Origin of the sequence: Pseudomonas sp. NPDC085632 (genome assembly GCF_044541255.1) — a bacterium.
Lineage (GTDB): Bacteria > Pseudomonadota > Gammaproteobacteria > Pseudomonadales > Pseudomonadaceae > Aquipseudomonas.
On the sequence record NZ_JBITSX010000014.1, the window covers coordinates 60,187 to 86,257 of the forward strand.

17 protein-coding genes are annotated in these 26,071 nt (G+C 59.6%); 11 read left to right on the forward strand and 6 right to left on the reverse strand.

Annotated elements, in window-relative coordinates:
• Positions 1-1,305, forward strand: a 1,305-nt coding sequence (pyk, locus tag ACIF4X_RS12515; protein ID WP_397482347.1) for a pyruvate kinase, incomplete at its 5' end; no start/stop codon positions are given.
• Positions 1,306-1,570: 265 nt separating this feature from the next.
• Here the strand turns inward: pyk and ACIF4X_RS12520 are convergent.
• From ACIF4X_RS12520 to ACIF4X_RS12530, 3 genes are read right to left on the reverse strand one after another with little or no spacing between them, the layout of a single operon-like run.
• The gene (locus ACIF4X_RS12520) at positions 1,571-2,320 is read right to left on the reverse strand and encodes an enoyl-CoA hydratase-related protein (protein WP_397482348.1); all 750 of its coding nucleotides are present in this window, start codon (positions 2,318-2,320) and stop codon (positions 1,571-1,573) included.
• 29 nt (positions 2,321-2,349) lie between these two features.
• On the reverse strand, positions 2,350-3,285 hold the full coding sequence (locus tag ACIF4X_RS12525) for an iron-sulfur-binding ferredoxin reductase (protein WP_397482349.1): 936 nt from the start codon (positions 3,283-3,285) through the stop codon (positions 2,350-2,352).
• Positions 3,278-4,384: a diguanylate cyclase domain-containing protein gene (locus tag ACIF4X_RS12530; protein ID WP_397482350.1), complete on the reverse strand. Its 1,107-nt coding sequence runs from the start codon at positions 4,382-4,384 to the stop codon at positions 3,278-3,280. The genes ACIF4X_RS12525 and ACIF4X_RS12530 overlap by 8 nt, the downstream gene beginning before the upstream one ends.
• Positions 4,385-4,963: 579 nt before the next feature.
• Between ACIF4X_RS12530 and ACIF4X_RS12535 the strand changes: the two genes are divergently transcribed.
• From ACIF4X_RS12535 to ACIF4X_RS12565, 7 genes are all read left to right on the forward strand, one after another.
• Positions 4,964-6,487: a fumarate hydratase gene (locus ACIF4X_RS12535; RefSeq protein ID WP_397482351.1), complete on the forward strand. Its 1,524-nt coding sequence runs from the start codon at positions 4,964-4,966 to the stop codon at positions 6,485-6,487.
• 202 nt (positions 6,488-6,689) lie between these two features.
• A complete protein-coding gene (locus tag ACIF4X_RS12540; RefSeq protein WP_397482352.1) occupies positions 6,690-11,207 on the forward strand; it encodes a SpvB/TcaC N-terminal domain-containing protein in 4,518 nt (1,505 codons plus the stop codon).
• Positions 11,204-13,927 carry an RHS repeat-associated core domain-containing protein gene (locus ACIF4X_RS12545; protein ID WP_397482353.1) on the forward strand — a complete coding sequence of 908 codons (2,724 nt, stop codon included), beginning with the start codon at positions 11,204-11,206 and terminating at the stop codon, positions 13,925-13,927. Before ACIF4X_RS12540 ends, ACIF4X_RS12545 begins: the two co-directional genes overlap by 4 nt.
• A gap of 16 nt (positions 13,928-13,943) precedes the next feature.
• Complete coding sequence (locus ACIF4X_RS12550; RefSeq protein ID WP_397482354.1) at positions 13,944-16,589, forward strand: RHS repeat domain-containing protein; 2,646 nt, start codon at positions 13,944-13,946, stop codon at positions 16,587-16,589.
• An 84-nt stretch (positions 16,590-16,673) separates the two neighbouring features.
• The gene (locus tag ACIF4X_RS12555) at positions 16,674-18,434 is read left to right on the forward strand and encodes an ATP-binding protein (protein WP_397482355.1); all 1,761 of its coding nucleotides are present in this window, start codon (positions 16,674-16,676) and stop codon (positions 18,432-18,434) included.
• Complete coding sequence (locus tag ACIF4X_RS12560; RefSeq protein ID WP_397482356.1) at positions 18,434-19,762, forward strand: sigma-54-dependent transcriptional regulator; 1,329 nt, start codon at positions 18,434-18,436, stop codon at positions 19,760-19,762. The genes ACIF4X_RS12555 and ACIF4X_RS12560 overlap by 1 nt, the downstream gene beginning before the upstream one ends.
• 384 nt (positions 19,763-20,146) lie before the next feature.
• Positions 20,147-21,466, forward strand: a complete 1,320-nt coding sequence (locus tag ACIF4X_RS12565) for an MFS transporter (RefSeq protein WP_397482357.1) — start codon at positions 20,147-20,149, stop codon at positions 21,464-21,466.
• Positions 21,467-21,612: 146 nt separating this feature from the next.
• Here the strand turns inward: ACIF4X_RS12565 and ACIF4X_RS12570 are convergent, their stop codons facing one another.
• On the reverse strand, positions 21,613-22,368 hold the full coding sequence (locus ACIF4X_RS12570) for a hypothetical protein (RefSeq protein ID WP_397482358.1): 756 nt from the start codon (positions 22,366-22,368) through the stop codon (positions 21,613-21,615).
• Between the two features lie 341 nt (positions 22,369-22,709).
• Between ACIF4X_RS12570 and ACIF4X_RS12575 the strand changes: the two genes are divergently transcribed.
• Positions 22,710-22,985 carry a hypothetical protein gene (locus ACIF4X_RS12575; RefSeq protein WP_397482359.1) on the forward strand — a complete coding sequence of 92 codons (276 nt, stop codon included), beginning with the start codon at positions 22,710-22,712 and terminating at the stop codon, positions 22,983-22,985.
• A 274-nt stretch (positions 22,986-23,259) separates the two neighbouring features.
• Complete coding sequence (locus tag ACIF4X_RS12580; RefSeq protein WP_397482360.1) at positions 23,260-23,889, forward strand: flavin reductase family protein; 630 nt, start codon at positions 23,260-23,262, stop codon at positions 23,887-23,889.
• 4 nt (positions 23,890-23,893) lie between these two features.
• On the opposite strand, the gene ACIF4X_RS12585 is transcribed toward ACIF4X_RS12580, so the two are convergent.
• Positions 23,894-24,136, reverse strand: a complete 243-nt coding sequence (locus tag ACIF4X_RS12585) for a hypothetical protein (RefSeq protein ID WP_016985292.1) — start codon at positions 24,134-24,136, stop codon at positions 23,894-23,896.
• Positions 24,137-24,180: 44 nt separating this feature from the next.
• Complete coding sequence (locus ACIF4X_RS12590; RefSeq protein ID WP_397482361.1) at positions 24,181-24,534, reverse strand: putative quinol monooxygenase; 354 nt, start codon at positions 24,532-24,534, stop codon at positions 24,181-24,183.
• A 397-nt stretch (positions 24,535-24,931) separates the two neighbouring features.
• Between ACIF4X_RS12590 and ACIF4X_RS12595 the strand changes: the two genes are divergently transcribed.
• Positions 24,932-25,861 (forward strand): AraC family transcriptional regulator, encoded by a 930-nt coding sequence (locus ACIF4X_RS12595; RefSeq protein WP_038366799.1) that lies wholly within the window; start codon positions 24,932-24,934, stop codon positions 25,859-25,861.
• Positions 25,862-26,071 lie beyond the last annotated feature (210 nt).

Here is a 26,071-nt window from a genome sequence, read left to right on the forward strand (position 1 = left end):
AAGCTGGTGCGTGACCTCGCTGCCAAGCACGGTCGCTTCGTCGCCCTGCTGGGTGACCTGCAAGGCCCGAAAATCCGTATCGCCAAATTCGCCAACAAGAAGATCGAGCTGAAGATCGGTGACAAGTTCACCTTCTCCACCAGCCATCCTCTGACCGAAGGCAACCAGCAAGTGGTCGGCATCGACTACCCGGATCTGGTCAAGGACTGCGGCGTGGGCGACGAGCTGTTGCTCGACGACGGCCGTGTGGTGATGCGCGTTGATACCCAAACTGACGATGCGTTGCATTGCACCGTGACCATCGGCGGCCCGTTGTCCGACCACAAAGGCATCAACCGTCGCGGTGGCGGCCTGACTGCTCCGGCCCTGACTGAAAAAGACAAGGCCGACATCAAGCTCGCCGCAGAAATGGAAGTCGACTACCTCGCGGTGTCCTTCCCGCGTGACGCCGCCGACATGGAATACGCCCGTCAACTGCGCGACGAAGCCGGCGGTACTGCCTGGCTGGTAGCGAAGATCGAACGCGCAGAAGCCGTGGCCGACGACGAAACCCTCGACGGCCTGATCAAGGCGTCCGACGCGGTGATGGTTGCCCGTGGTGACCTCGGTGTGGAAATCGGCGACGCCGAACTGGTGGGCATTCAGAAGAAAATCATTCTGCACGCACGCCGCCACAACAAGGCTGTGATCGTCGCGACCCAGATGATGGAGTCGATGATCCAGAACCCGATGCCGACCCGCGCCGAAGTGTCCGACGTGGCCAACGCCGTACTCGACTACACCGACGCCGTGATGTTGTCTGCCGAATCCGCTGCCGGTCTGTACCCGCTGGAAGCGGTGCAAGCGATGGCGCGCATCTGCGTCGGCGCTGAAAAGCACCCGACCGGCAAGACCTCCAGCCACCGTATCGGCAAGGAATTCACCCGCTGCGACGAAAGCATCGCGCTGGCGACCATGTACACCGCCAACCACTTCCCGGGCGTTAAAGCGATCATCGCGCTGACCGAAAGTGGCTATACCCCGCTGATCATGTCGCGTATCCGTTCTTCGGTGCCGATCTACGCGTTCTCGCCGCACCGTGAAACTCAGGCGCGCGCAGCAATGTTCCGTGGCGTGTATACCGTACCGTTCGACCCGGCTTCGCTGGAACCGCACGAAGTCAGCCAAAAGGCGATCGACGAGCTGGTCAAGCGCGGCGTTGTGGAAAAAGGCGACTGGGTCATCCTGACCAAGGGCGACAGCTACCACACCACCGGCGGCACCAACGGCATGAAGATCCTGCACGTGGGCGACCCGCAGGTCTGAGTGACGCGCTGAAAAGCAAGAGCCCCGGCATGTGAATGCCGGGGCTTTTTGTTGTCTGCGTTGAATCGAAAGCCTCTCACCCTAGCCCCCTCCCAGAGGGAGAGGGAACCGATCGAGGGATATTGCAGAATTGCACCGACCTGATAGCTCTGCGCTGAATCCGACCGGTTCTTCCAGGTCGATGTAAAACGCATCACACCTCGGTTGGCTCCCTCTCCCTCCGGGAGAGGGCTGGGCGGGCGGCGTTCCGATGAGGGTTGGCTTTTCAATGCCGTTTGATAAACCCGCTCAATGCAGCCAACGCTTCCGGTGACCTGAGCCGCTGGGTAAACAAAGCACCCTCCTCCTCAATCACCTTGCGAATCAACTCGCGATCCGGCGCCCTCATCAATTGCTTGCTGATACGTACCGCTTCAGCCGGCAGTTCGTCAAACCGCAGCGCCATTTCCCGCGCCTTGCTCAACACCGCATCGCCGCTGCCGAGCGCCTCGGTGGCAATGCCCCACGCCGCTGCTTGTTCACCGGTAAAGCCTTCGCCGAGCAACAACAACTCCGCCGCTTTGGCCTGCCCGAGCAGACGCGGCAGAATCAGGCTGGAACCAAACTCCGGACACAATCCAAGATTGACGAACGGCATACGCAACCGCGCATCGCGGGTCACATAGACCAGATCGCAATGTAGCAACAACGTGGTGCCGATGCCCACCGCCGCGCCGGCTACAGCGGCAATCACCGGTTTGCGGCATTCGAGCAGGTTAAGCATGAAGTGAAACACCGGACTGTCGAGGTCGCTTGGCGGTTGCTGGATAAAGTCGGCGATGTCGTTACCGGCGGTGAAGCACTCGTTACTGCCGGTGATCATCACGGCATTGATCTCAGGATCGCTATCGGCCTGTTTCAGCGCCTCCGCGAGACGGCTATACATGGCCCGGGTCAGGGCGTTTTTCTTGTCCGGGCGATTGAGGCGCAGGGTCAGCAAACCGCGTTCGCGTTCCAGCAGGATGGCATCGGTCATGGCGTGTCTCGCGTCTGAAATATCAGCGCTCAACCACGGCTCAAAAATACGTCGGCCAGCAGTTGGTTGCGCGGCAATCCGGCCAGGTACAGACGCCGGGCGAAGGCGTCGACACTGGCCGTCGAGCCGCAGACTAAGGCCAGGGTTTGCCGGGAAACAAGGCGCAGTTGCGCCAAAGCGGCGGCTGACTCGGCCGCCGTCCACAGCTCGACGCTGAGGTTTTCCCGCTGTGCGGCCAGTGCTGCAAGGGGTTTGGCCAGATAGTGCTCGCGCTCGTCATGGGCCACGTGAATGACACGGATGGCGCCTTGGTGATCCTGGCGCAAGGCTTCGCGCAACACACCGAACAACGGACCTAAACCGGAGCCGGCGGCCAGTAACCACAGCGGCCGGTTATGCCAGTCCGGGTCGTAGTGCAAGGCGCCGCCGCGCAGTTCGCCGAGGCGGATCGGGTCGCCGATCTGCAAGCGCCGCGCGGCATCGCTGAATTCACCGGGCTGACGGCAGTCGAGGTGGAATTCGAGAAAGCGGTCTTCTTCCGGCAGGCTTGCCAGCGAATACGGCCGCGCAATGTGATTGATCCACAGCACCAGGTGTTGCCCGGCGCTGTAGCGCAACGGCCGCTGCGGGGTCAGACGCAAACGCAGGACGCTGTCGCTGAGCCAGTCCAGCGCTTCGACCACCGCTGGGCGACCGTCGGTGATCGGGTCGAACGTATGCACCTGCAAATCTTCGACGACCTGACACTGACAGGCCAGACGCCAGCCTTGCTGACGCTGTTCGGCGCTCAAGGCGTCCGGCCGATTGTCGGCGGGCAGGCCTTGCACGCATTGCACCAGACAGGCATGGCAACTGCCGGCGCGGCAACTGAAAGGCACAGCGACGCCATTCTGATTGAGGGCATCGAGCAGATTGCTGCCCGTGGTCACTGACCATTGTCGCTCACCGACGCGAAGTTCAGGCATCGACGTTCTCCCAAGCGGCCGCACAACGATTGCGTCCGTCACGCTTGGCCCGATACAGCGCCTGATCGGCGCGTTGCAAGGCCTCGTCCAGATCATCGCCCAACGCCAACAGTGTCATGCCGGCCGACAGGCTGAGGTTGCGCACATTCAGGCCGACCAATTCGACGTCGGTAAAGGCGATGCGCAGACGCTCGCAGCAAGCAGTCAGCCGTTCGGCATCGCAATCAGGCAGCAGCACGACGAATTCCTCACCACCATAACGCGCCAGCACATCGCCGTCGCGCAGGCATGCTTGAGCAACGCCGGCGAAGGCCTGCAACACCTGATCACCCGCCGCGTGACCGTGCAGGTCGTTAATGCGTTTGAAGTGGTCAAGGTCGATCAGTGCCAGACCGTGCACGATGTCGTCGTCCATTGCATTGAGCTCACGCGAGGCCAGACGCAGAAAATGCCGACGATTGAACAGCCCGGTCAGCTCATCGGTGGCGACCAGATCTTCCAGCTGACGCATCATCCCGCGCAGGGTGTCCTGATGTGCCTGCAAGGCAAACCGGCGCTGCCGCTGGCGTTGTCGCGAGACCTGGACGAAGCGCGCGTAAAGCACCAGCCACGCCAGCACCATCGCCAGAATGCACACCTGCAAGGCGGCAAGCGCCGGTTCGCGCAAGCGGAAGTGGTAGCCGTCCCACAACGTGATCGCGCAGAAGCTGAAGAACACCAGCAGCGCGCAACGAACAAACGCCCGTCGACTGAGATGGAACAGGCCGAACAGCAGGATCAACACGTAGAACACCAGAAAGGCGCCGCGGGCTTCATCCAGATGGGCGATCAGCCAGGTCTGCCAGCCGAGACCGATCAATACCTGCGCTTCGGTCAGACTGGGATCGGCAAAGCGCAGGTTGCGCCCGCTCCAGAACAGCGCGAACAGCACCGACTGGCTGATCACCACCAGCGCACTGCCGACGGCCACAGAAGTCAGGGACTGCTCGTAATGACCGGTGAAAAACGCCAGCCACAGCAGCAGCAAAGCCAATCCATAGGTGGCCGCAGCGAGGGCAAAGCGTTTGAGCAAAAGACGTTGAATGGCGTTATGGGTCAATCGTTGACTCACCGTGCGATAGGAGGCTGACCGAGTGTCCTACTCTACAGACCGGCTGCCACTTTAGAGGCGTAGTCGATAAATGACCACCGATTTTCGGGCTCGAAATTTGACGTCAAAAGTGTGGCCTGCGTATACCGCCAAAAGCCCCTCACCCTAGCCCTCTCCCAGAGGGAGAGGGGACTGACCGCGTTGTTTATCCGAGTTGCACCGACCTGAAACATCGCGCCGAACTCAAGTCTGGAAACGGAAAAAATCAGCTTCCTTTTCCTGAGCCGGACTTGGTTTTTGAACAACATGAAGATCGGCTCCCTTTCCCCCTCGCCCCCCTGGGGGAGAGGGCTGGGGTGAGGGGGTAGATCTTGAAGTGCCAACCCGCTGTCCGATATTCGCCCAACCATGCGACCAACGAATGACTGCCGGCGCGTGTACGCCCCACCGAGGCGCGGTATACTGCCGCGCCTTTTTAGCGTCGCGCCAGCAGCCCCGGCGTGCCTTGAAAGGTGCTTGCGACCGACCGATGCACCCAAGCCGCAGGCACCTTATTGAATGTTCCCGTCTTTTAGAGGAGCGCGACTCATGACCGTGATCAAGCAAGACGACCTGAGTCAGAGCGTTGCCGACGCCCTGCAGTTCATTTCCTATTACCACCCCGTGGATTTCATCCAGGCGATGCACGAAGCCTACCTGCGCGAAGAATCGCCAGCGGCCCGTGACTCTATGGCACAGATCCTGATCAACTCGCGTATGTGCGCCACCGGCCACCGCCCGATCTGCCAGGACACCGGTATCGTCACCGTGTTCGTGCGCGTCGGCATGGACGTGCGCTGGGATGGCGCCACCATGGGCCTGGACGACATGATCAACGAAGGCGTGCGCCGCGCCTATAACCTGCCGGAAAACGTCCTGCGTGCCTCGATCCTCGCCGACCCGGCGGGCGCTCGGAAAAACACCAAGGACAACACCCCCGCCGTAATTCACTACTCCATCGTCCCGGGCAACACCGTGGAAGTGGACGTGGCGGCCAAGGGCGGCGGTTCCGAGAACAAGTCGAAAATGGCCATGCTCAACCCGTCCGACTCGATCGTCGACTGGGTATTGAAGACCGTTCCGACCATGGGCGCCGGCTGGTGCCCACCGGGCATGCTCGGCATCGGCATCGGCGGCACCGCCGAGAAAGCTGCGGTCATGGCCAAGGAAGTGTTGATGGAATCCATCGACATCCACGAACTGAAGGCCCGTGGCCCACAGAACCGCATCGAAGAAATGCGTCTGGAGCTGTTCGAGAAGGTCAACCAGTTGGGCATCGGCGCCCAGGGCCTCGGTGGCCTGACCACCGTGCTCGACGTAAAAATCATGGACTATCCGACTCACGCAGCCTCGCTGCCGGTGTGCATGATCCCGAACTGCGCCGCCACCCGTCACGCGCACTTCGTGCTCGACGGTTCCGGCCCGGCTTCGCTGGAAGCGCCGCCGCTGGACGCCTACCCGGAAATCGTCTGGGAAGCCGGCCCGTCGGCCCGTCGCGTCAACCTCGACACCCTGACCCCGGAAGACGTGCAGAGCTGGAAGCCGGGCGAAACCGTCCTGCTCAACGGCAAAATGCTCACCGGTCGCGACGCGGCGCACAAGCGCATGGTCGAGATGCTCAACAAGGGTGAAACCCTGCCGGTCGACCTCAAGGGTCGCTTCATCTACTACGTTGGCCCGGTTGATCCGGTCGGTGACGAAGTGGTTGGCCCGGCTGGCCCGACCACCGCAACGCGGATGGACAAGTTCACCCGGCAGATCCTTGAGCAGACCGGCCTGTTGGGCATGATCGGCAAATCCGAGCGCGGCCCGACTGCGATCGAAGCGATCAAGGACAACAAAGCCGTGTACCTGATGGCGGTCGGCGGCGCGGCTTACCTGGTTGCTCAGGCGATCAAGAAGTCGAAAGTGCTGGCGTTTGCCGAACTGGGCATGGAAGCGATCTACGAGTTCGAGGTCAAGGACATGCCGGTCACCGTTGCGGTGGACAGCAAAGGTGAATCGGTGCATATCACCGGTCCTGCGATCTGGCAACAGAAGATCAGCGAGAGCCTGGCGGTAGAAGTGCAGTAAGCCCTTCGCCTGCATGAAAACGGCCGGTTCATCCTCAGGGGTGACCCGGCCGTTTTTGCATGGGCAAACCGATCGCGATAAAAAACCTGCCGAAGCACACAAAATGATCTTGCGCACCTGTCAGATCTGACAGGTTCATTTCAACGCTGTTCTTGTTAGCGTCAGTCCATTCACGCCCACCCCGCGCGCAATGGATTCGAGCATGCCTGATCAACAAGAGCTGAGCATCACCACACCCTCGATCGCCAAAAGCGCATCGATCGCTACCATCGGCAAAAGCTGGGGCGCGGTGGGGCCGACCGGAGCGGCATCGTTCGAACTGCCGATTCCGACGTCTGCCGGGCGGGGCTGGGATCCGCAGTTCTCGCTGACCTACAGCAGTCAGAGTGGCAACGGTCCGTTCGGTCTGTCCTGGCACTTGGGTGGCGCGGGTCAGATCAACCGTAGAACCAACAAAGGCGTGCCGCGCTACACCGATCACGACGAGATCATCGGGATCGATGGCGAAGTGTGGATGCCGGAGCTGGAGGAAAACGGTGAACTCAAGTTCCGTGAGGAAAGTGTCTACAACGGCGTCGACATCGGTCCGCACAGAGTCGTGCGCTACTGGCCTCGAGTGGAAAGCGATTTTGCCTTGCGCGAGCGCTGGCAGCGGCAGACTGGAGAAGCCGATCCACCGATATTCTGGCTGATACACGGCGCTGACGGCTCGCTGCACCTTTACGGTAAAACCGCAGCGACACGCATCGCCGACCCCGACGCACCTGGACGAATCGCCGCATGGCTGCTGTGCGAAAGCATGAACGCCCGCGGCGAACATATCTGCTTCGAATACAAGGCCGATGATCAGGATCCCGACCCGCTGCACGACTACCGCGCCCAGCGCTATTTGCGCCGCGTGTGCTACGGCAACTTCACCGCCAGCAGCAATCTGTACAGCTGGACGACGGATAATCCCGCCGACCTCGATTGGCACTTTCATCTGTTGTTTGATTACGGCGAGCGCAGCACGTCACTGACCGACATTCCGGCGTACGACGGTGAAGCACTGAAACCCTGGACGGTCAGACCGGACAGTTTTTCAACCCATGGTCGAGGTTTTGAGCTGGGTACCCGCCGACTCTGCCAGCAAGCATTGCTGTTTCATTACTTCCCCGAGCAATCGACAGACCAACCGAAACTGGTGCGCCGCCTGCTATTGGAATATCGCCAGGCGCAGGAAGACCAACAGTGGACCTACAGCCAGATCAGCGCGGCGCACTATCAGGCCTTCGATGCCCAAGGCATTGTCGAAAACACACCACCGGTCGAGTTCGACTACGCCCCCTTCGAGATCAGTAAAACCCCGGCCCGACTCTTCGAACTCGATGTACAGCCGGGTATCGAGGACGGTGGTTTTTACCAGTGTGTGGATCTGTATGGCGAGGGTGTACCGGGTTTTCTGTGTCGCTATGATCAGGCCTGGTACTACCGCGAACCACGGCGTGCGACCGAGGGCACCGATGAGATCGGCTACGGGCCCTGGATCGAGCTGGCCAAGATTCCAGTCGCTGATCGCAATCGTCCGGTCCAGCAACTGCTGACCGACCTGACGGGTGACGGTCGGCTCGATTGGGTCACCGCGCAACCGGGTATCAGTGGTTTTCGCACGCTGACAGAACAACGCACGTTTGCCGACTTCGTGCCCTTCGGCAAATTCCCACCGGAGTTTTTCAACACCCTGTCGACACTCGGTGACTTGAGTGGCGATGGCTTGAGCAGCGTGGCGTTGATCGGACCTGACTCGGTGCGGCTCTATGCCAACGTGCGCGAACAGGGCTTTGCCGCACCTGAAGAGGTGCTTCATGAACCCGACGACGATCGCTTGCCACTGTTCAGCAATTCGCCGACAGAACTGGTGCTGTTGGGCAACCTGCTGTGCAGCGACATGCCCGAGCTGTGCCGGATACGCCACGACGAAATCCGTTGCTGGCCGAACCTGGGCCATGGCCGCTTTGGCAAGGGTCGCAAGATCAGCGCATTGCCGTTCAGCTATGAGCAATTCGACTCGTCACGGGTACGCCTTGCCGACCTCGACGGCTCCGGTGCCGCGTCGCTGATTTATCTGAAGTCAGAGGCCTTTGATATCTACCTGAATCGCGGCGGCAATGGCCTGGAGCAGACACCGATCAGCGTGCCGTGGCCCGACGGCGTGCGCTACGACCGTTTCAGCCAGGTGAGTTTTGCCGACCTTCAGGGGTTGGGCTGCGCCAGCCTGATCCTGACGGTACCGCATGTGCAGCCGCAGCACTGGCGCTACGATTTCGTTTCGGCCAAACCGTATCTGCTGACCAGCAGCAATAACAACATGGGTTGCAGTGCCAGCGTGGTCTACCGCAGTTCGGCGCAAGAATGGCTGGATGAAAAACGCCGCTTGCCCACCCATAGACGCTTTCCGGCTTGTCACCTGCCGTTCCCGGTTGCAGTGGTCAAAAAACAGCGCCAACTGGATGAAATCACCGGTAACTGTCTGACACAGACTTTTACGTGGCGGGAGGGTTACTACGACAGCCGTGAGCGCGAGTTCCGTGGTTTCGGCCTGTTGCAGCAAACCGACAGTGAGAGCGCCAGCGACGATGAAGGCGAAGGTTTCAGCGAGCCGATGCGGGTCTTCACCTGGTTTCATACCGGGCAAGCGATGGACCGGTCGCGCTATGGATATTTCAATCAGGATGCCCAAGCGGTAGCACTGGGCACCACCCTGTTCAGTCGCCATTTCCCGGAAGACGACGTCGATCAAATCATTCCTCCGCACACTGAAGACACCCGATACCAAAGCGCCCGGGCACTGGTCGGCCGCCCTGCACGCATCGAAACCCATGCCGATGCAGACGTGGATGCCCTCGAAATCGCCACACCTTACGCAATCGAAGAGTTCCGTTATCTGGTGCGCGAAGTGCGCGAGCAAGGTGCTTATACCGCGGCCGTATTGCTGCCGCTGGTGGTCGAGCAGATCAGCTATCAGTACGACGGCTTCGTCGAGGATCCACTCTGTCGCAATCAGGTAAACCTGCACTGGAACAGATACGGCCAGCCGACGCATTCAATCACGGTGAGCTACGCCCGGCGGCTCACCGAAACCGATGAGCCACCCTTCGACGATCCTGATGAGAAGCAGTGGTGGTACGACGCCCATGACCCGGCCCAACGCTCGTTCTACCTGAATGAAAGCCGGGCAACGTTCATCGATATCGACACGGACGTGCAGCATTGGCGCCTCGGGTTGCCCTGGCAACAACGCGGTAATGCGCTGGTCCTGGCCAAAGGCAACCTGCCTACCGGGCTAACGCCTGCGCAGGTGTCCTATGAGTGCCTGATGGAACATGGAGATTCGCCGCACTGGAATGCCGAACGGGTGCTGACTACGCAGTCCGTACAGCGTTACCTGAGTACCGACGGCACTTTGCAGGACGACGGCATTGCCGGCTTCGAAGCCCTGGCCGGTCCACTGGAAGTGGCACAACTGGACAAGACCGCGCTGGACGCTTACAGCGTGCTGTCGAATTTCGACGTGAGGGCAGAACTGGCAGCGATTGGTTACATACCGATGCCGTTTCTGTTCTGGATTCACCCTTTGGGCAGTGCAGAACAGGATCTGTGGTCGGCGAATTTCGGTTACGCCGAATATGCCAGTCTCGACGGGTTCCACCAGGTACTGCGCTATCGCGAAACCCTCAGCCATGGCTACACACGCGCCGAATACGACACGTATGCGCTAGCGGTCAAACACGTAGAACTACCGGATGGCTGCACCACGCGAATCGAGTACGACTACCACGCGCTGCAACCGGTGAAAATCATCGATGCCAACGACAACATTCACGAAGCGATCTACGAACCCTCCGGTCAGCCGTTGGCCACCAGTTTTTACGGCACCGAGAACAACAAGCCAGTGGGTTTCAAGCCGCTGAGCGACTTCATACCTGCGCAAGATCGGCGTCCGGCAACGGCGATTGCCAACCCGCCCGCCGCCGTACAAGAAGCCGCGACTACCCTGCGCAAGGATCTGTTCAGCTGGATGGGGCAGACCGCCAACGACACCCGCGCCGCCCGCGCATGGATTGCCCAGGGTTATCTGCTGCCCAGCGGCCACATCCGGGCCAGCGCCCGTCGCCAACTGGCCCAACGCAGTGGCGCCCTGACGCCTGATGAACAGGCATTGCACGAGGCTATCGCAGCGGTGCATCGCGAACCGGTTCACAGCGTCATTCTCAGTGCTGACCGCTACCCCGATGATCCGGTGCAGGCGCAGATCCAGATCAGCAAAGCCTGCGTCGACGGTTTTGGCCGTCCCCTGCAAACCCAGCAACTGGCCGACCCGGGCAAGGCCTATGCGGTGGACGCCGACGGCTCGCTGATCGTCGAGAATGGCCAGTTCAAAGAGGTCGATGCCGACCCGCGCTGGCGGATCAGCGAGCGGGTCGAATACAACAACAAGGGCTTGCCGGTGCGTCAGTTCCGCGCGTTTTTTGCCGATACCCATAGCTACGTCAACGATCAGTCCCTGCGCACACTGGGCAATCACGACCGTATTTTCTATGACACCCAGGGCCGAACAATCCGCGTGGTCAATGCCAAGGGCGATTTTTCCCGAGAGACGTACCACCCTTGGTACCACGCCAGCGAAGACTTCAACGACACCGCTGAACCGGCATCACCCACAAAGGCACCACGGTCATGAATGCCAACGTGCATCGACGCACACCCGCGCTGGCGGCGAGCGATGCGCGTGGTCTGCCGGTGCGGCAGATCGGGTACTTGCGTAGCGCCGCCAATGACACGCCTGAAGCGCTTGTCAGCCGTCAACAGCATGACCTCGCCGGACGCCTGGTCGAGCAATGGGACCCGCGCCTGTCAGCGCCTTGCCAGACCACGGTTTACAGCCTGAGCGGCGCGGTATTGCAGTCCGACAGCGTCGATGCCGGCTGGCGTCTGACGCTACCGGGGCTGGCCGGTGAGCCTTTGCAGCGTTGGGATCAGCGTGACCATCATTGGCGCACGACCTTCGATGAGCAGCTGCGGGTGATCGCGGTCGATGAAAATGGCGAACCCGGTGTTGATGTTTTTGTCTACGCCGACGCCTCGGCAGAGGTGGGGTACAACCAGTGCGGACAGTTGCTGGAACAGAAAGATCGTTCCGGCTCACTGCTGACGGACAGCTTTTCCCTGGCCGCTGAGCCGCTCAGGGAAACCCGCACGTTCCACGATGAGCAAGCATTCACCAGCAAGCAAGTGTTCAGCCCGCTCGACGCGCTGCTGGAACAGACCGACGCCGGCGGGCATCGGCGACGCTCGCTCTACGGCCTGGCCGGGCAACTCAAACAAGCGGATCTACTGATCAAAGACACGTCTGACTGGCAACCGGTGTTGCTGGACGCGCAGTACAACGCCAATGACCAGATCATCGAGCAACTGGCGGGCAATAGAGTCCTCAGTCAGTGGGCATATGACCCGGCGGACGGTCGTTTGCACACCCAGTCCAGCCGCAAGGATGGCGGCGGCAGCCTGCAAGATCTCGAATATTTCTACGACCGCGTCGGCAACATCACCCGCATCGAAGACCACGCCTTTCAACCGCGCTACTTCGCCAATCAACTGATCGACGGGCACCGCGATTTCACTTACGACTCACTCTATCGGCTGACCAGCGCCACCGGTTACGACGACGCTCCGCCCTCGGACATTCCCGGCCTGCCGCAACCGAGCGACCCAGGCAATCGCCTCAACTACAGCCAGACGTATCAGTACGACCATGGCGGCAACCTGATCGAACTGTGTCACGTTCGGGCCGGCAATAATTCCACCCGGCAAATGCGCATCGACCCGAAGAGTAATCGTGGGGTGCGCTGGAATACAGGCGAGCCCGAGCCGGTGTTCGACGATCTGTTCGATCGCCATGGCAATCAACTGACCGTACAACCGGGACAACCGTTGCAATGGAACGCCCGCGATGAACTGGCGGGCGTGACCCTGATCCAGCGCGAGAGCGGCCTCAATGACGCCGAGCACTACCGCTACAGCCAGGGCATGCGCGTGTTCAAACGCCACGAAATCCACACCCCCACGGCCGAACATTTCCATCAGGTGCGCTACCTGCCGGGGCTGGAAATCCGCACCCGCGACAACGGCGAAGCACTGCATGTCATCAGCCTCGGCAACGCCCGCTGCCTGCATTGGGAAGCAAACAAACCTGACGGGATCGACGACGATCAACTGCGCTACAGCCTTGAAGATCACCTCGGTTCCTGTGTGCTGGAACTGGATCAACAGGCGCAACTGATCAGCCAGGAAGGTTATTACCCCTTTGGCGAAACAGCATGGATGCTGGCTCCGTCAGCGATTGAAGTGAGCTACAGGTTCATTCGCTATTCGGGCAAGGAGATGGATGTCAGCGGGTTGTATTACTACGGCGCGCGATATTACGCGCCGTGGTTGCAACGCTGGGTCAGCGCCGATCCGGCGGGGGATGTGGATGGGTTGAACCTGTATGGGTTTGTAGGCAACAATCCAATGAGTTACATCGATACTAGTGGTACGACAAGAACACCATCGCAGCTCAAAGATGTCATCGCCGAAGAATCGAAATTTCTTGCTCATATTCCAGGCGGAATGAGTGAAGTACAGAGTACGTTGGCGGATTTGACCTCTCCTAAAACCTTTCGAATAAAACTTATAAAAAACTTCATCTATCTTGCAGGACGAGCGACTGTAGGTTTCTTCAGCGGTTATGGTACGACCAGTATGCTTCCATCAAGTATGCCAGGAGAACTACAAGGCTTGACCGTAGGCAACGAGACCGCCGACTACGCGAATAGGGCCTACTCAAACATCACATCACAGCTGAACGCATCTATTCTTCCGCGACACTCGGATCTGGATGTGCAATTACTACACGATCAAAGCTCTGGAAAGACCGCCAGCCCCTTGGACAGATACTCTGTAGCGCCAACGACCTGGCAGGAAAGATCTGAAAATATTAGAGCGTTGTTCAGTTTTGGACGTGATTCGGTTGGCGGAGCCCTGATTCCCGGAGTCTCTGAACTCGCTGAGCTTTTCCAACTATCGAAGGACACGACCAAAGCCGAGCAACTACTGAGCAAATTCGAATTAGATGTGTATGACTCAATGCTCGACAGCCTGCGCGAGGGCATTGTCCGTTCATCAGAGGCCATTAACGTCGCGTTCAACGAACTGGGGGTCGAGCAGGTATATACGAACTCTATCAATTACCTGAAAGACCTTGGACAAGGACGGGTCGCCGCTTCGAATTCAAGGATGATTGAACTCTCGGCAATCAGACTTTCAACAGAAAGTGCACTGCGCAGCGTAGACCAAACCAAAGCCGTACTCGCCAGATATCGAGTCTACGCAGCGGAAAAAGCTGTTAAGCGGGCAGCCTGAGGCCATGAGGACGCACATGGACTCATTGCATTCAGGCACCCCGACCCTCCATAGCTGGGATCCGCGCAAGCTGCCGGTCAGAACAGTGGGTTACTTGCGCACTGTGACCAATGATGCATCCACTGCCCTGGTTTCCCGTCAACATCATGACCCAGCAGGATGGTTGGTCGAGCAATGGGATCCGCGTCTGTCTGTCCCGTGTCTGACCACGGCTTATCGTCTGGACGGCGAGGCATTGAAGATCGAAAGCGTCGACGCCGGCTGGCGCCTCAATTTGCCGGGGCTGGCCGGTGAGCCGTTGCAACGCTGGGACGCGCGCGATGCACATTGGCGCACGACCTTCGATGAGCAACTGCGGGTCGTCGCAGTCGCGGAAAACGACGAAGCCGAGGTGGATGTTTTCACCTACGCCGATGCCAAGGCTGACGCGGGGCACAATCAGCGCGGCCATCTGCTGGAACAGCAAGACCGTTCGGGTTTATTGCGCACCGAAAGCTTCGCCCTCACCGGCCAGCCGCTGACAGAAACCCGCACCTTTAGCGATGGCCAGGCGTTCACCAGCCAGCGGCGATTCAGCCCGCTCGGCGCGGTGCTGGAGCAAACCGACGCCGGCGGTCATCGACAACAGTCGCGCTACGGTCTGGCCGGGCAGCTCAAGCAAACGCACCTGCAAATCAACGGCAAGAGCGACTGGCTGCCGGTGCTGCTGGATGCGCAGTACAACGCCGCCGATCAGATCATCGAACAACTCGCCGGCAATCAGCTACGCAGTCAGTGGACCTACGCCCCGGCGGACGGCCGTTTGCACACCCAGTCCAGTCGCAAGGACAGTGGCGCTGTCCTGCAGGATTTCGAGTATTTTTACGACCCTGTCGGCAACATCACCCGCATCGAAGACCACGCCTTTCAACCGCGATACTTCGCCAACCAGCTTATCGACGGCCATCGCGATTTCACTTACGACTCACTCTATCGGCTGACCAGCGCCACCGGCTACGACGACGCCCCGCCCTCGGACATTCCCGGCCTGCCGCAACCGAGCGACCCAAGCAATCGCCTCAACTACAGCCAGACGTATCGGTACGACAACGGCGGTAATCTGATCGAACTGCGTCACGTACGAAACGGCAATCCATTTACTCGACAGATGTGCATCGACCCGAACAGCAACCGCGGCGTGCGCTGGAAAACCGGCGACGATCTGCCGGACTTTGACAGGTTGTTTGATCGCCACGGCAATCAACTGGAACTCAAGCAAGGGCCGACGTTGCACTGGAACGCGCGCGATGAGCTGGAAAGCGTGCCGCTGGTGACTCGAAAAAACAGCAACAACGACGCCGAGCATTACCATTACAGCCAGGGCCAGCGCGTCTTCAAATGCCATGAATGGTTTACCGACACGACCCGTCACTTTCATCAGGTGCGTTACCTGCCCGGCCTGGAAATCCGCACCAAAGACAACGGCGAAGAACTGCACGTCATCATCCTTGGCAATGCAAGTTGCCTGCACTGGGTCAGCGCAAACCCCGACAGTATCGAAAACACTCAACTGCGCTATAGCCTGAAAGATCACCTCGGTTCCTGTGTCATCGAGCTCGATCAACAGGCAGACGTGATCAGCGAGGAAGGCTATTACCCCTTCGGCGAAACAGCGTGGATGGCCGCACGACACGAAGTCGAAGTGCGCTATAAATTCATCCGTTATTCGAGCAAGGAGATGGATGTCAGTGGCTTGTACTACTACGGCGAGCGCTACTACGCGCCGTGGTTACAGCGCTGGATAAGCGCCGACCCGAATGGCGACGTAGACGGCCTGAACCTGTACGCCATGGTTGGCAACAATCCACTCCTGTACGTCGACAGGACCGGCGGCAAAAGAGCCGTATTCGAATTGCTTGGCGACTTTCTCGGGATGCTGGACAAGGCTCAGACAGCGGCGAACCAGATACATAATCTGGCGACTGAATTCGACGGGCTTGTTCCGGAAAACGCCGACATCAACGAGCTGCGTGCAAGTATGACTTTCGGCAAATTCCTCAAGTCAAAACACGGCATCAAATCGGTCCTCAAGGGGGTCGCTGCGGGAGGTACGGTAGTCGGGCTCTTGGGCAGCGTCGTACCGGGTGCCGGAAATGCCATCGGCCTGGCAGTCGGTGCGGTTGTCGGAGCGGTGGCGATGCCTTTGTTACGCTACCACTTCTTCAAGAAAGGTTTGAAGTTGGCGCAAACGCTACACACCCAGGAACTCAAGGACGGCCTGAACACACTCGGCGAGACTGTTTCAAACGGGGTCGAAACAGTAAAGGATCTGGTCAATGGCGGCTTCGCCCTGATCGACGGCATCAAAACCTTCACCAATAACCTCAACGCCTACTCTGAGGATATTCAGCAAAGGTTCTACAAACAGTTGGACTCACTGGATGACGAAAAACAACGTCAAGTCATGAAGCTGGCAAGGACTGGAGTCGACCCGTTCGATGCCATCGACAGGATAAAGGAAACAGCTCAGACAGTACTCGACGTGCGTAGCGAAGCCGAAGGGGTTACCGAACGTCTGCAGCAACTGGAACAATCAATCGCAGAAGAACCGAGACCCAGACCGGTCCCGAAACCACGGCTGAATCTTCAGCGTCGACGTCAAATACAGGAAACGTCCGTATGACCAATGTGGCCCGCGCGAACAGCACGCCGGGCTAGCTCGGCGCATGCTATCGTGCCCGCCCGACCTGCCACCCGTTCGCCCAGCATGCTGCCGACTTCCCGTACCCTGCGTCTGTCGTTGTATACCCTGCTGATCATCGCCGGCGCGGCACTTGCCGCCACGCTTGCGATCCGCCACGCCGAACGTCAGGCGCTGGAGGAGGACGCCGCCCGCGCCAACCAGCAACTGGCGTTGTACGCCAACTCTCTGCACACCCTGATCGATCGCTACCGCGCCCTGCCGGCGGTGCTCGCGCTGGACCCGCAATTGCGCTCGGCGCTGGCCGGGCCGGTCGCTGCCGACGAACAGGCGGCGCTGAATCTCAAGCTGGAAAAGATCAACGGCGCGGCGCAATCCTCGACCCTCGAACTGCTCGACCACACCGGCCTCGCCGTGGCGGCGAGCAACTGGCGTCTGCCGAGCAGTTACGTCGGCCACAATTACGGTTTCCGTCCCTACTTCAGCCAGACCCGCACCCAGGGCACCGGGCGTTTTTATGCGGTGGGCGTGACCAGCGGAATTCCCGGCTACTTCCTCTCCAGCGCGGTACTTGGCGATAACGACGAGTTCCTCGGTGCGATGGTGGTCAAGCTGGAATTCCCGGAACTGGAACGCGAGTGGAGCCAGGGCAATGACACGCTACTGGTCAGCGATGCGCGCGGGATCATCTTCATCGCCAATCAGCCCGGCTGGCGTTATCGCGCGCTGCGGCCGTTGGGCGCCCGCGACATGGATGAGATCAAAGCCACCCGCCAGTACGACAAACAATCACTGCTGCCGTTGACCCATTTGTCGCTGCGCCGCTTCGATGACAACAGCGATCTGCGCCGTGTCGAAGGCCCCGAGGGCACAGCGGATTATCTATGGGAATCGCTGCCCCTGAGCGCCGAAGGCTGGACCCTGCACCTGTTGCGCCATCCGCAAGTGGCCTTCGAAGACCTGCGCAACGCCGGGCTGGCTGCCGCCGGTGTATGGCTGGCATTGGTGTTTCTGTTGTTGTTTCTCAACCAGCGCTGGCGCCTGTCGAAAATCCGCCAGCGCAACCGCGAAGAGCTTGAACAGTTGGTGGAAGAACGCACCCGTGATTTGCGCACCGCGCAGGACGGTCTGGTGCAATCGGCCAAACTCGCCGCGCTCGGTCAGATGTCCGCCGCGCTGGCCCATGAAATCAACCAGCCGCTGACCGCTCAGCGCATGCAACTGGCGACCCTGCGCCTGCTGCTCGACCACGGTCGTGTCGACGATGCCTATAAAGCGTTGAAACCGGTGGACGAAATGCTCACGCGCATGGCCGCCCTCACCGGCCACCTCAAGACCTTCGCACGCAAAAGTCCCAGCGGCTTGCGCGAGCGGCTGGACCTGGCGACGGTGGTCGATCAGTCGTTGCAGCTGCTCGATGCGCGACTGCGCGACGAACAGGTCAGTCTGGTGCTGCACCTGGCCCGTCCGGCGTGGGTGCGCGGTGATGCGATTCGACTTGAACAGGTACTGATCAACCTGCTGCGCAACGCCCTTGATGCGATGCAGGGCAAAGCGTGCAAGCGTCTGGAAATCCGTGTGGAAGCCGATGAGCAACTATGGCGTCTGAGCGTCAGCGACAATGGCGGCGGGATTGCCGAAGACCATTTGGGCCAAGTGTTCGATCCGTTCTTCACCACCAAACCGGTGGGTGACGGCCTGGGCCTCGGTTTGGCGGTATCCTTCGCTATCGTGCATGAATCCGGCGGACGTCTGAGCGCCGAGAATGGCGACAGCGGCGCAGTGTTCAGCCTGACTTTGCCGATCGATCTGGAGGCACACATCTGATGCTCAATTCGGTAATGGTGGTCGATGACGAAAGCAGCATTCGCAGTGCCGTCGAGCAGTGGCTGAGCCTGTCCGGGTTCGAAGTTCAACTGTTCAGCCGCGCCGAAGACTGCCTCGCTGCCCTGCCCGCGCACTTTGCCGGGGTGATCCTCAGCGACGTGCGCATGCCCGGCATGGGCGGCCTGGCGTTATTGGCCGAAGTGCAGAAACGCGATGCCGATCTGCCGGTGATTCTGCTCACCGGCCATGGCGACGTACCGATGGCGGTCGAGGCGATGCGCGACGGCGCCTACGACTTTCTGGAAAAACCGTTCAGCCCGGAAACCCTGCTCGGCAGCTTGCGCCGGGCGCTGGACAAACGTCGTCTGATTCTGGAAAACCGCGCCCTGCACGAGCAAGCTGATAACCGAGCAAAGCTCGACGCGACGTTGCTCGGCGTGTCCCGTGGTTTGCAGACGTTGCGTCGGCAAGTGCTGGACCTGGCGGCGTTGCCGGTCAATGTGTTGATCCGTGGCGAAACCGGCAGTGGCAAGGAGTTGGTCGCGCGTTGCCTGCATGATTTCGGCCCGCGCGCGGCCAAGCCGTTCGTGGCGCTGAACTGCGCGGCGATTCCTGAGCAGTTGTTCGAGGCCGAGTTGTTCGGTCATGAAAGCGGCGCGTTTACCGGCGCCTCGGGCAAGCGCATCGGCAAACTCGAATACGCCGATGGCGGAACCTTGTTTCTGGATGAAATCGAAAGCATGCCGCTGGCGCAACAGGTCAAACTGCTGCGCGTGCTGCAGGAGCAGAAGCTTGAACGGCTGGGTTCGAACCAGAGCATTCGTGTCGACCTGCGGATTGTAGCGGCGACTAAACCGGATCTGCTCGACGAGGCTCGGGCCGGACGTTTTCGCGAGGATCTTGCCTATCGCCTCAACGTCGCCGAACTGCGTTTGCCGCCATTGCGCGATCGCCGCGAAGACATTCCGTTGTTGTTCGACACCTTCGCCCACAATGCCGCTGAACGCTTGGGGCGTTCGTTTCCACCCTTGAGTGGCGCGCAATTGAGCCATCTGCTCAGCCACGACTGGCCGGGCAACGTGCGCGAACTGGCGAACGTTGCCGAACGTCAGGTGCTGGGGCTGGATGAGCCGGCGCCGGGGATCGATCCGGGGCAATCGTTGGCGGCGCAGCAGGAGGCGTTCGAGGCGCAGTGTTTGCGTGCGGCATTGACTCGGCACAAGGGTGATGTGAAAGCGGTGCTTGAAGAGTTGCAACTGCCGCGTCGTACGTTCAATGAAAAGCTGCAGCGGCATGGGTTGAGTCGGGAGATGTTTCTGGCTGAGTGAGGCTGACTCGGGATTTTTGGGTGTGGCTGAAATCCATCCCCCTCACCCCAGCCCTCTCCCCAAGGGGGCGAGGGGGAAGGGAGCCGATCTTCATGCTTTTCGAAACCTGAGTTCGACTCGGTATCTCAGGTCGGCGTAACTATCAAAAGCACCTCGGTCAGTCCCCTCTCCCCCTGGGAGAGGGCTAGGGTGAGGGGCTTTTGATCTTCGCCCCAATAAGCGGAAATCCGCTCATCAAACCAAATCCTTCGGCGATATCCCGCTCAGCCGCGCCTGATACCCCCTCTAAACCGGCCCTCCCCCCGTTGGCACACCTCCTGCTATAGCCCTCGCAGGCTGCGTTCCAACGCGCTCCACAAAAACAATTAAACGAAGGATCCTTCAATGGATAACTCCAACGCCCTGCCACTTGGGTCGGCTGCCGTGCCCGCCAAAGAAAGAACCACCGCCAGCCGGATCAAATCGATCTTCAGCGGTTCCGTCGGCAACATGGTCGAGTGGTACGACTGGTACGTGTATGCCGCCTTCTCCCTGTATTTCGCGAAAACCTTCTTCCCCGCCGGTTCCACCACCGCCCAACTGATGAACACCGCCGCGATTTTCGCCGTCGGCTTTCTGATGCGCCCGATCGGTGGCTGGCTGATGGGCATGTACGCCGACAAGGTCGGACGTAAAAAAGCCCTGATGGCCTCGGTCTACCTGATGTGCTTCGGCTCGTTGCTGATCGCCCTCAGCCCGAACTACGAAACCATCGGCATCGGTGCGCCGATCCTGCTGGTGTTCGCGCGACTGCTGCAAGGCCTGTCGGTCGGTGGCGAATACGGCACCTCGGCGACCTATCTCTCGGAGATGGCGACCAAGGAACGTCGCGGCTTCTTCTCCAGCTTCCAGTACGTGACCCTGATCTCCGGCCAGCTCATCGCGCTCGGCGTGCTGATCGTGCTGCAGAACGTGCTGACCACTGAACAGCTGTACGCGTGGGGCTGGCGTATTCCGTTCGCCATCGGCGCGCTGTGTGCGGTCGTGGCGCTGTACCTGCGTCGCGGCATGGAAGAAACCGAGTCGTTCACCAAGAAAGAGAAGTCCAAGGAAAGCGCCATGCGCACCTTGATGCGCCACCCCAAAGAGCTGTTGACCGTGGTCGGCCTGACCATGGGCGGCACCCTGGCGTTCTACACCTACACCACCTACATGCAGAAGTACCTGGTGAACACTGTCGGCATGAGCATCTCCGACTCGACCACCATTTCTGCCGCCACGCTGTTCCTGTTCATGTGCCTGCAACCGATCATCGGCGGCCTCTCGGACAAGATCGGCCGTCGTCCGATCCTGATCGCCTTCGGCGTGCTGGGGACGATCTTCACCGTGCCGATCCTGATGACCCTGCACACGATTCAGACCTGGTGGGGCGCGTTCTTCCTGATCATGGCAGCGCTGATCATCGTCAGCGGCTACACCTCGATCAACGCCGTGGTGAAAGCCGAACTGTTCCCGACCGAAATCCGCGCGCTGGGCGTCGGCCTGCCGTACGCACTGACCGTGTCGATCTTCGGCGGCACCGCCGAATACATCGCGCTGTGGTTCAAGAGCATCGGAATGGAAACCGGTTACTACTGGTATGTGACGGCGTGCATCGCGGTGTCGTTGTTGGTGTATGTGACCATGAAGGACACCCAGAAGCATTCGCGTATCGTCACTGACTGATCGGGTTTTCACAGCCACTGCAACGGTGGCTGTTCTGGCCCCATCGCTGGCAAGCCAGCTCCCACAAGTTTCGCGTCGTACACAAGGTCTGTGAACGGTGCTGTCATTGTGGGAGCTGGCTTGCCAGCGATTGGGGCGACCCGGTATCAGGTCATTTCGGCAACCTGCGGTTTGCCATAGCGCTTCTGCGCATAAGACGCGCCGACAATCATCACCAGCAAAATCCCCGCCAGCACCGCAGAAGAACCGATGGTGCCAAAGTCCAGCCCACCCTTCTCATGGGGTTTGGTCATCAAGTCACCCAAGGTCGCGCCGAATGGCCGGGTCAGCACGAACGCCACCCAGAACAACACCACCGTGGAAATCCTGGTGAAGTATTTCAGCAGCACGACTGCCGCGATGGTCGAGCCAATCAGCAGCGCGCCACCGGCAAAACCCAGCCCTGAATCGTCAGCCAGGTAATCGCCCAGCGCGGTGCCGAGGGTGTTGGAAAACAGAATCGCCATCCAGTAGAACATCTCGCCACGGAAGGTCTGCACCTTGCTGACGTTGAGCGAATCACCGCTCAGGCGCCACGCGGCGAAGATCGCCAGCAGAATGGCGATAAGGATCATCGAGCCAGTGGCGTAACCCAGTCCGAGGGTGCGATCCATGAAGTCCGACATGGTCGTGCCGGCGGTGCTGGTCGACAGGATCACCAGCCAGTACAGCAATGGCTTGTAAGTCTTGGCCATCAACTGGGTGATCAGCGTCATCACGAACACACTGATCAGGATCAACGAGCTCATGGCGTAACCGACGTTGAGGGTCATCGACAGCAAATCCCCCGCGGTTTCCCCCAGGGTCGTCGCGCAGATTTTCATGACCCAGAAGGCCAAAGTGATTTGAGGAAGTTTATTCATCGCGAGGAAAGCTCCAGTGTGTGACGGCCGGTTCTTGGTTTTCTGGCCACGGGCAGACTGGCGTTGCAACGGTGAAAAAGCGGTCGGTAAAGTATGAAAAATCTGTCACACGGCGCAAAACAGCGATTAATCGCTAATTAATGCTGCCCCTGCATTCTGCAATCACCTGATCGATGACCTGCGCGACGCTCGCTCCGACGACGAAAGCGAATTGAATGCGTCGCCCTTAACATCAAGTTAATCGATAGTTTTTAGCATTAATTTGCGCTTTTTAATCAATTTAGTTGGCGTAGCATTAAACCCATGCAAGACACACCGCCAACGAATCTGGAGCAACCGACATGAAAACCAAACTGATCCTCGCCCTGGCCCTGTCCGTACTGGCTGCCAATACCTTCGCTGCCGACGGCTCGGATCGCACCAAATCCGCCGACTTCATCAGCGGCGCCAGCGCCGCCATCGAAACCAGCCACACCGGTACTTACGCTGCTGATGGTTTTGATAAAACCAACATTGGTAAAGCCGTGGCTGCTGATGGTTTCGATAAAACCAACCTGGGTAAAACCGTCGCTGCTGACGGCTTCGACAAGACCGGTACCGCCGCTGCCATCAGCTAAATATCAGCAGTCCTCCCACAGCCCGGCTTCGGCCGGGCTTGGTTATTTCTGGGGCATGACATTTTTTATAAAACCGACACAAAACCCTGTGGGAGCTGGCTTGCCAGCGATGACATTTTGTCATTCAAAGTCATTGTCGACTGACAGGCCGCCATCGCTGGCAAGCCAGCTCCCACAGGTTTTCCATTGGATGGAATATCAGTGACTGACTGGAAATTGTTTGACGGCACTTGCACTATTGCCCACTGACTCATGCCCTCCAGGAACTTCAGACATGCCCGATGACATCCATTTCTACGAACCCGCCAACGGCCACGGTCTGCCCCACGATCCGTTCAACGCCATCGTCGGCCCGCGCCCGATCGGCTGGATTTCTTCGCAGGATGCCAACGGCCAGCTCAACCTGGCGCCGTACAGCTTCTTCAACGCCTTCAACTACATTCCGCCGATCATTGGTTTCTCCAGCGTCGGGCGCAAAGACAGCCTGAACAACATCGAGCAGACCGGCGAATTCGCCTGGAACCTCGCCACTCGCCCGCTGGCCGAGCAGATGAACCAGAGCTGCGCGATGGTCGCGCCTGAGGTCAACGAGTTTGAGTTGGCTGGATTGACGACGGTGGCGTCAAAAGTGATTTCGGTGCCACGGGTGGCCGAAAGCCCGGTGTCCTTCGAGTGCAAGGTCACGCAGATCATCCAGTTGCAGCGCGCCGATGGTGAAACCGTGCCGAGCTGGCTGGTCCTCGGCGAAGTGGTCGCCGTGCATATCGCCAAGTGGCTGTTGAAGGACGGCATCTACGACACCGCCGCGGCAGAACCGATTCTGCGCGGCGGCGGGCCGGCGGATTACTTCCAGCTGGGGCCTGAGGCCCTGTTCAAGATGTGGCGTCCGGGCGCAAACAAGTAACGCGTTACCAGATCAACTCGGCGTCATCAGTGACACCTTTGAGGTTATCCAGCTCGTTGATGGCAGCCTCGTCGGCAGCGATGGCGCCGGGGAAGACCTGATCATTCAGCAGTTTGTGAAAGCGTGGTGCACCGCCATCGACCAAAGCCTTGACCGCGATTGCCGCGTGATAGCCCTTGTTGCCGCCCAACTCGACGGGAACGACTGCGGAAACTGCTTCGAAGTGTTCGAACTCTTTACGTGCCATGTCACACATCCCGGCTCAGACAAATTAAGCCGGACATTAAACCCTCAACCGACGAGTTTGTGTACCGGCGCCGGGCATTGACCGAGGGCTTGTGCCGCCGACACGTCCTTGAACGTGTGGAAGTCGAGGCTGTTGACCACCAATTCCTGCACCAGCTCGACGAAGATTTCCATCGACGGGCTGTTGAAATAGTTGGTCATCATTTGCTGGCTGCTCCAGAAGCCAGAGACCAGCCACAACTCGGCATCACACTGCGAATGCTGCAGGGCAAAGCTCAGGCAACCGGGGGCGGCGCGGGACGGCTCGATCAACGCACTCAGGCGTACACCGAGTTCCGCCGAACGCCCGGCGAGCGCTCGAACGAAGGCCATATGACTGACGGGAATCTGCTTGGACATGTTCAACCCTCCCAGGGAGTCGCGTGGCAGCCGGGGGACGGGCTGCGACAGGATTAAAGGTTAAGGGCCGCACACACTGCGCCGTTAGTCGATTCCTGCCGCCGCGTTGCACAATCCTGCGAGACTGCACCCAAGACCTGTAACAACCTGTAAACCTGTGCAACACGTCTGTCATACGCGTTTTGTGTAGGAGTTGCCGAAGGCTGCGATCTTTTGATTTTGCTTTAAATATCAACAGATCGCAGCCTTCGGCAGCTCCTACAGGGTTGAATCGCGACAGGCGCGGAAACACCCCGGGGCAGAATCAGGCAAGCATTTCGCAGGATGTGTCTACCGCTCGCGCTTGCACAAACATATGCTCTGCTCCATTCCACCTCCCCTGCCGAGGATGCCGTGCATGACGTCATTCGATCGTTTTCAAGCCGAACCCACCGCTGACATGGAAAAACAGCGGGCGGAACTGGCGGCGATCATCCGCCGCAACACCACCGACGATGGCAGCTACGAGACCGCCATTGGTTCGCTGTTCATGTCGCGTCACACCCGATCCCACGACTTCGCCCCGGTGCTCGCGCAACCGGCGCTGTGCATCATGGCGCAGGGACGCAAAGAGGTGCGGCTGGCCGATGAGTACTTCAATTACGACCCGCTGAATTACCTGGTGGTGTCGGTTTCGATGCCGTTGAGCGGGCGCGTGGTTAACGTTTCGCCGGAAGAACCGATCCTCGCCGTGCGCCTGGATATCGACCCGACAGAAATCACCGCACTGATCGCCGACGCCGGCCCCATGGGCGTGCCGACCCGTCCGACCGGGCGTGGTTTGTATGTAGAGCAGATCGACAGTTCGATGCTCGATGCCGTGCTGCGTCTGGCACGTTTGCTCGATGCGCCGAAAGACATCGCCATGCTCGCACCGCTGATTCGCCGGGAGATTCTTTATCGCCTGCTGCGCAGTCCGCAGGGACATCGCTTGTATGAAATTGCAATTGCCAACAGTCAGAGCCATCGCATCAGCCAGGCGATCAAATGGCTTAACGGCAACTTTGAACAGCCGCTGCGCATTGATGATCTGGCCAAGGAAGTGAACCTCAGCGTCTCGACTCTGCATCACCGGTTCAAGGCGATGACGGCGATGAGTCCGTTGCAGTATCAGAAGCAGTTGCGTTTGCAGGAAGCGCGGCGCTTGATGTTGGCGGAGGGGCTGGAGGCTTCGGCAGCGGGGTATCGCGTGGGGTATGAAAGTCCGTCGCAGTTCAGCCGCGAGTACAGCCGCCTGTTTGGCGCGCCGCCGTTGCGGGATCTGGCGCGGTTGCGGCTTTCGGTGTGACCTTTTCGAAGCCCCTCACCCTAGCCCTCTCCCAGAGGGAGAGGGGACTGATTGGGGGATATTGAAGAGGTACACCGACCTGAAAGTGCTTTACCGAATCCATAATCGACTCGGTCTCTCAGGTCGATGGATAGCGCCAGACACTTCGGTCTGCTCCCTCTCCCTCCGGGAGAGGGCTGGGGTGAGGGGCGATTTGGAGTCAGCCCCCAA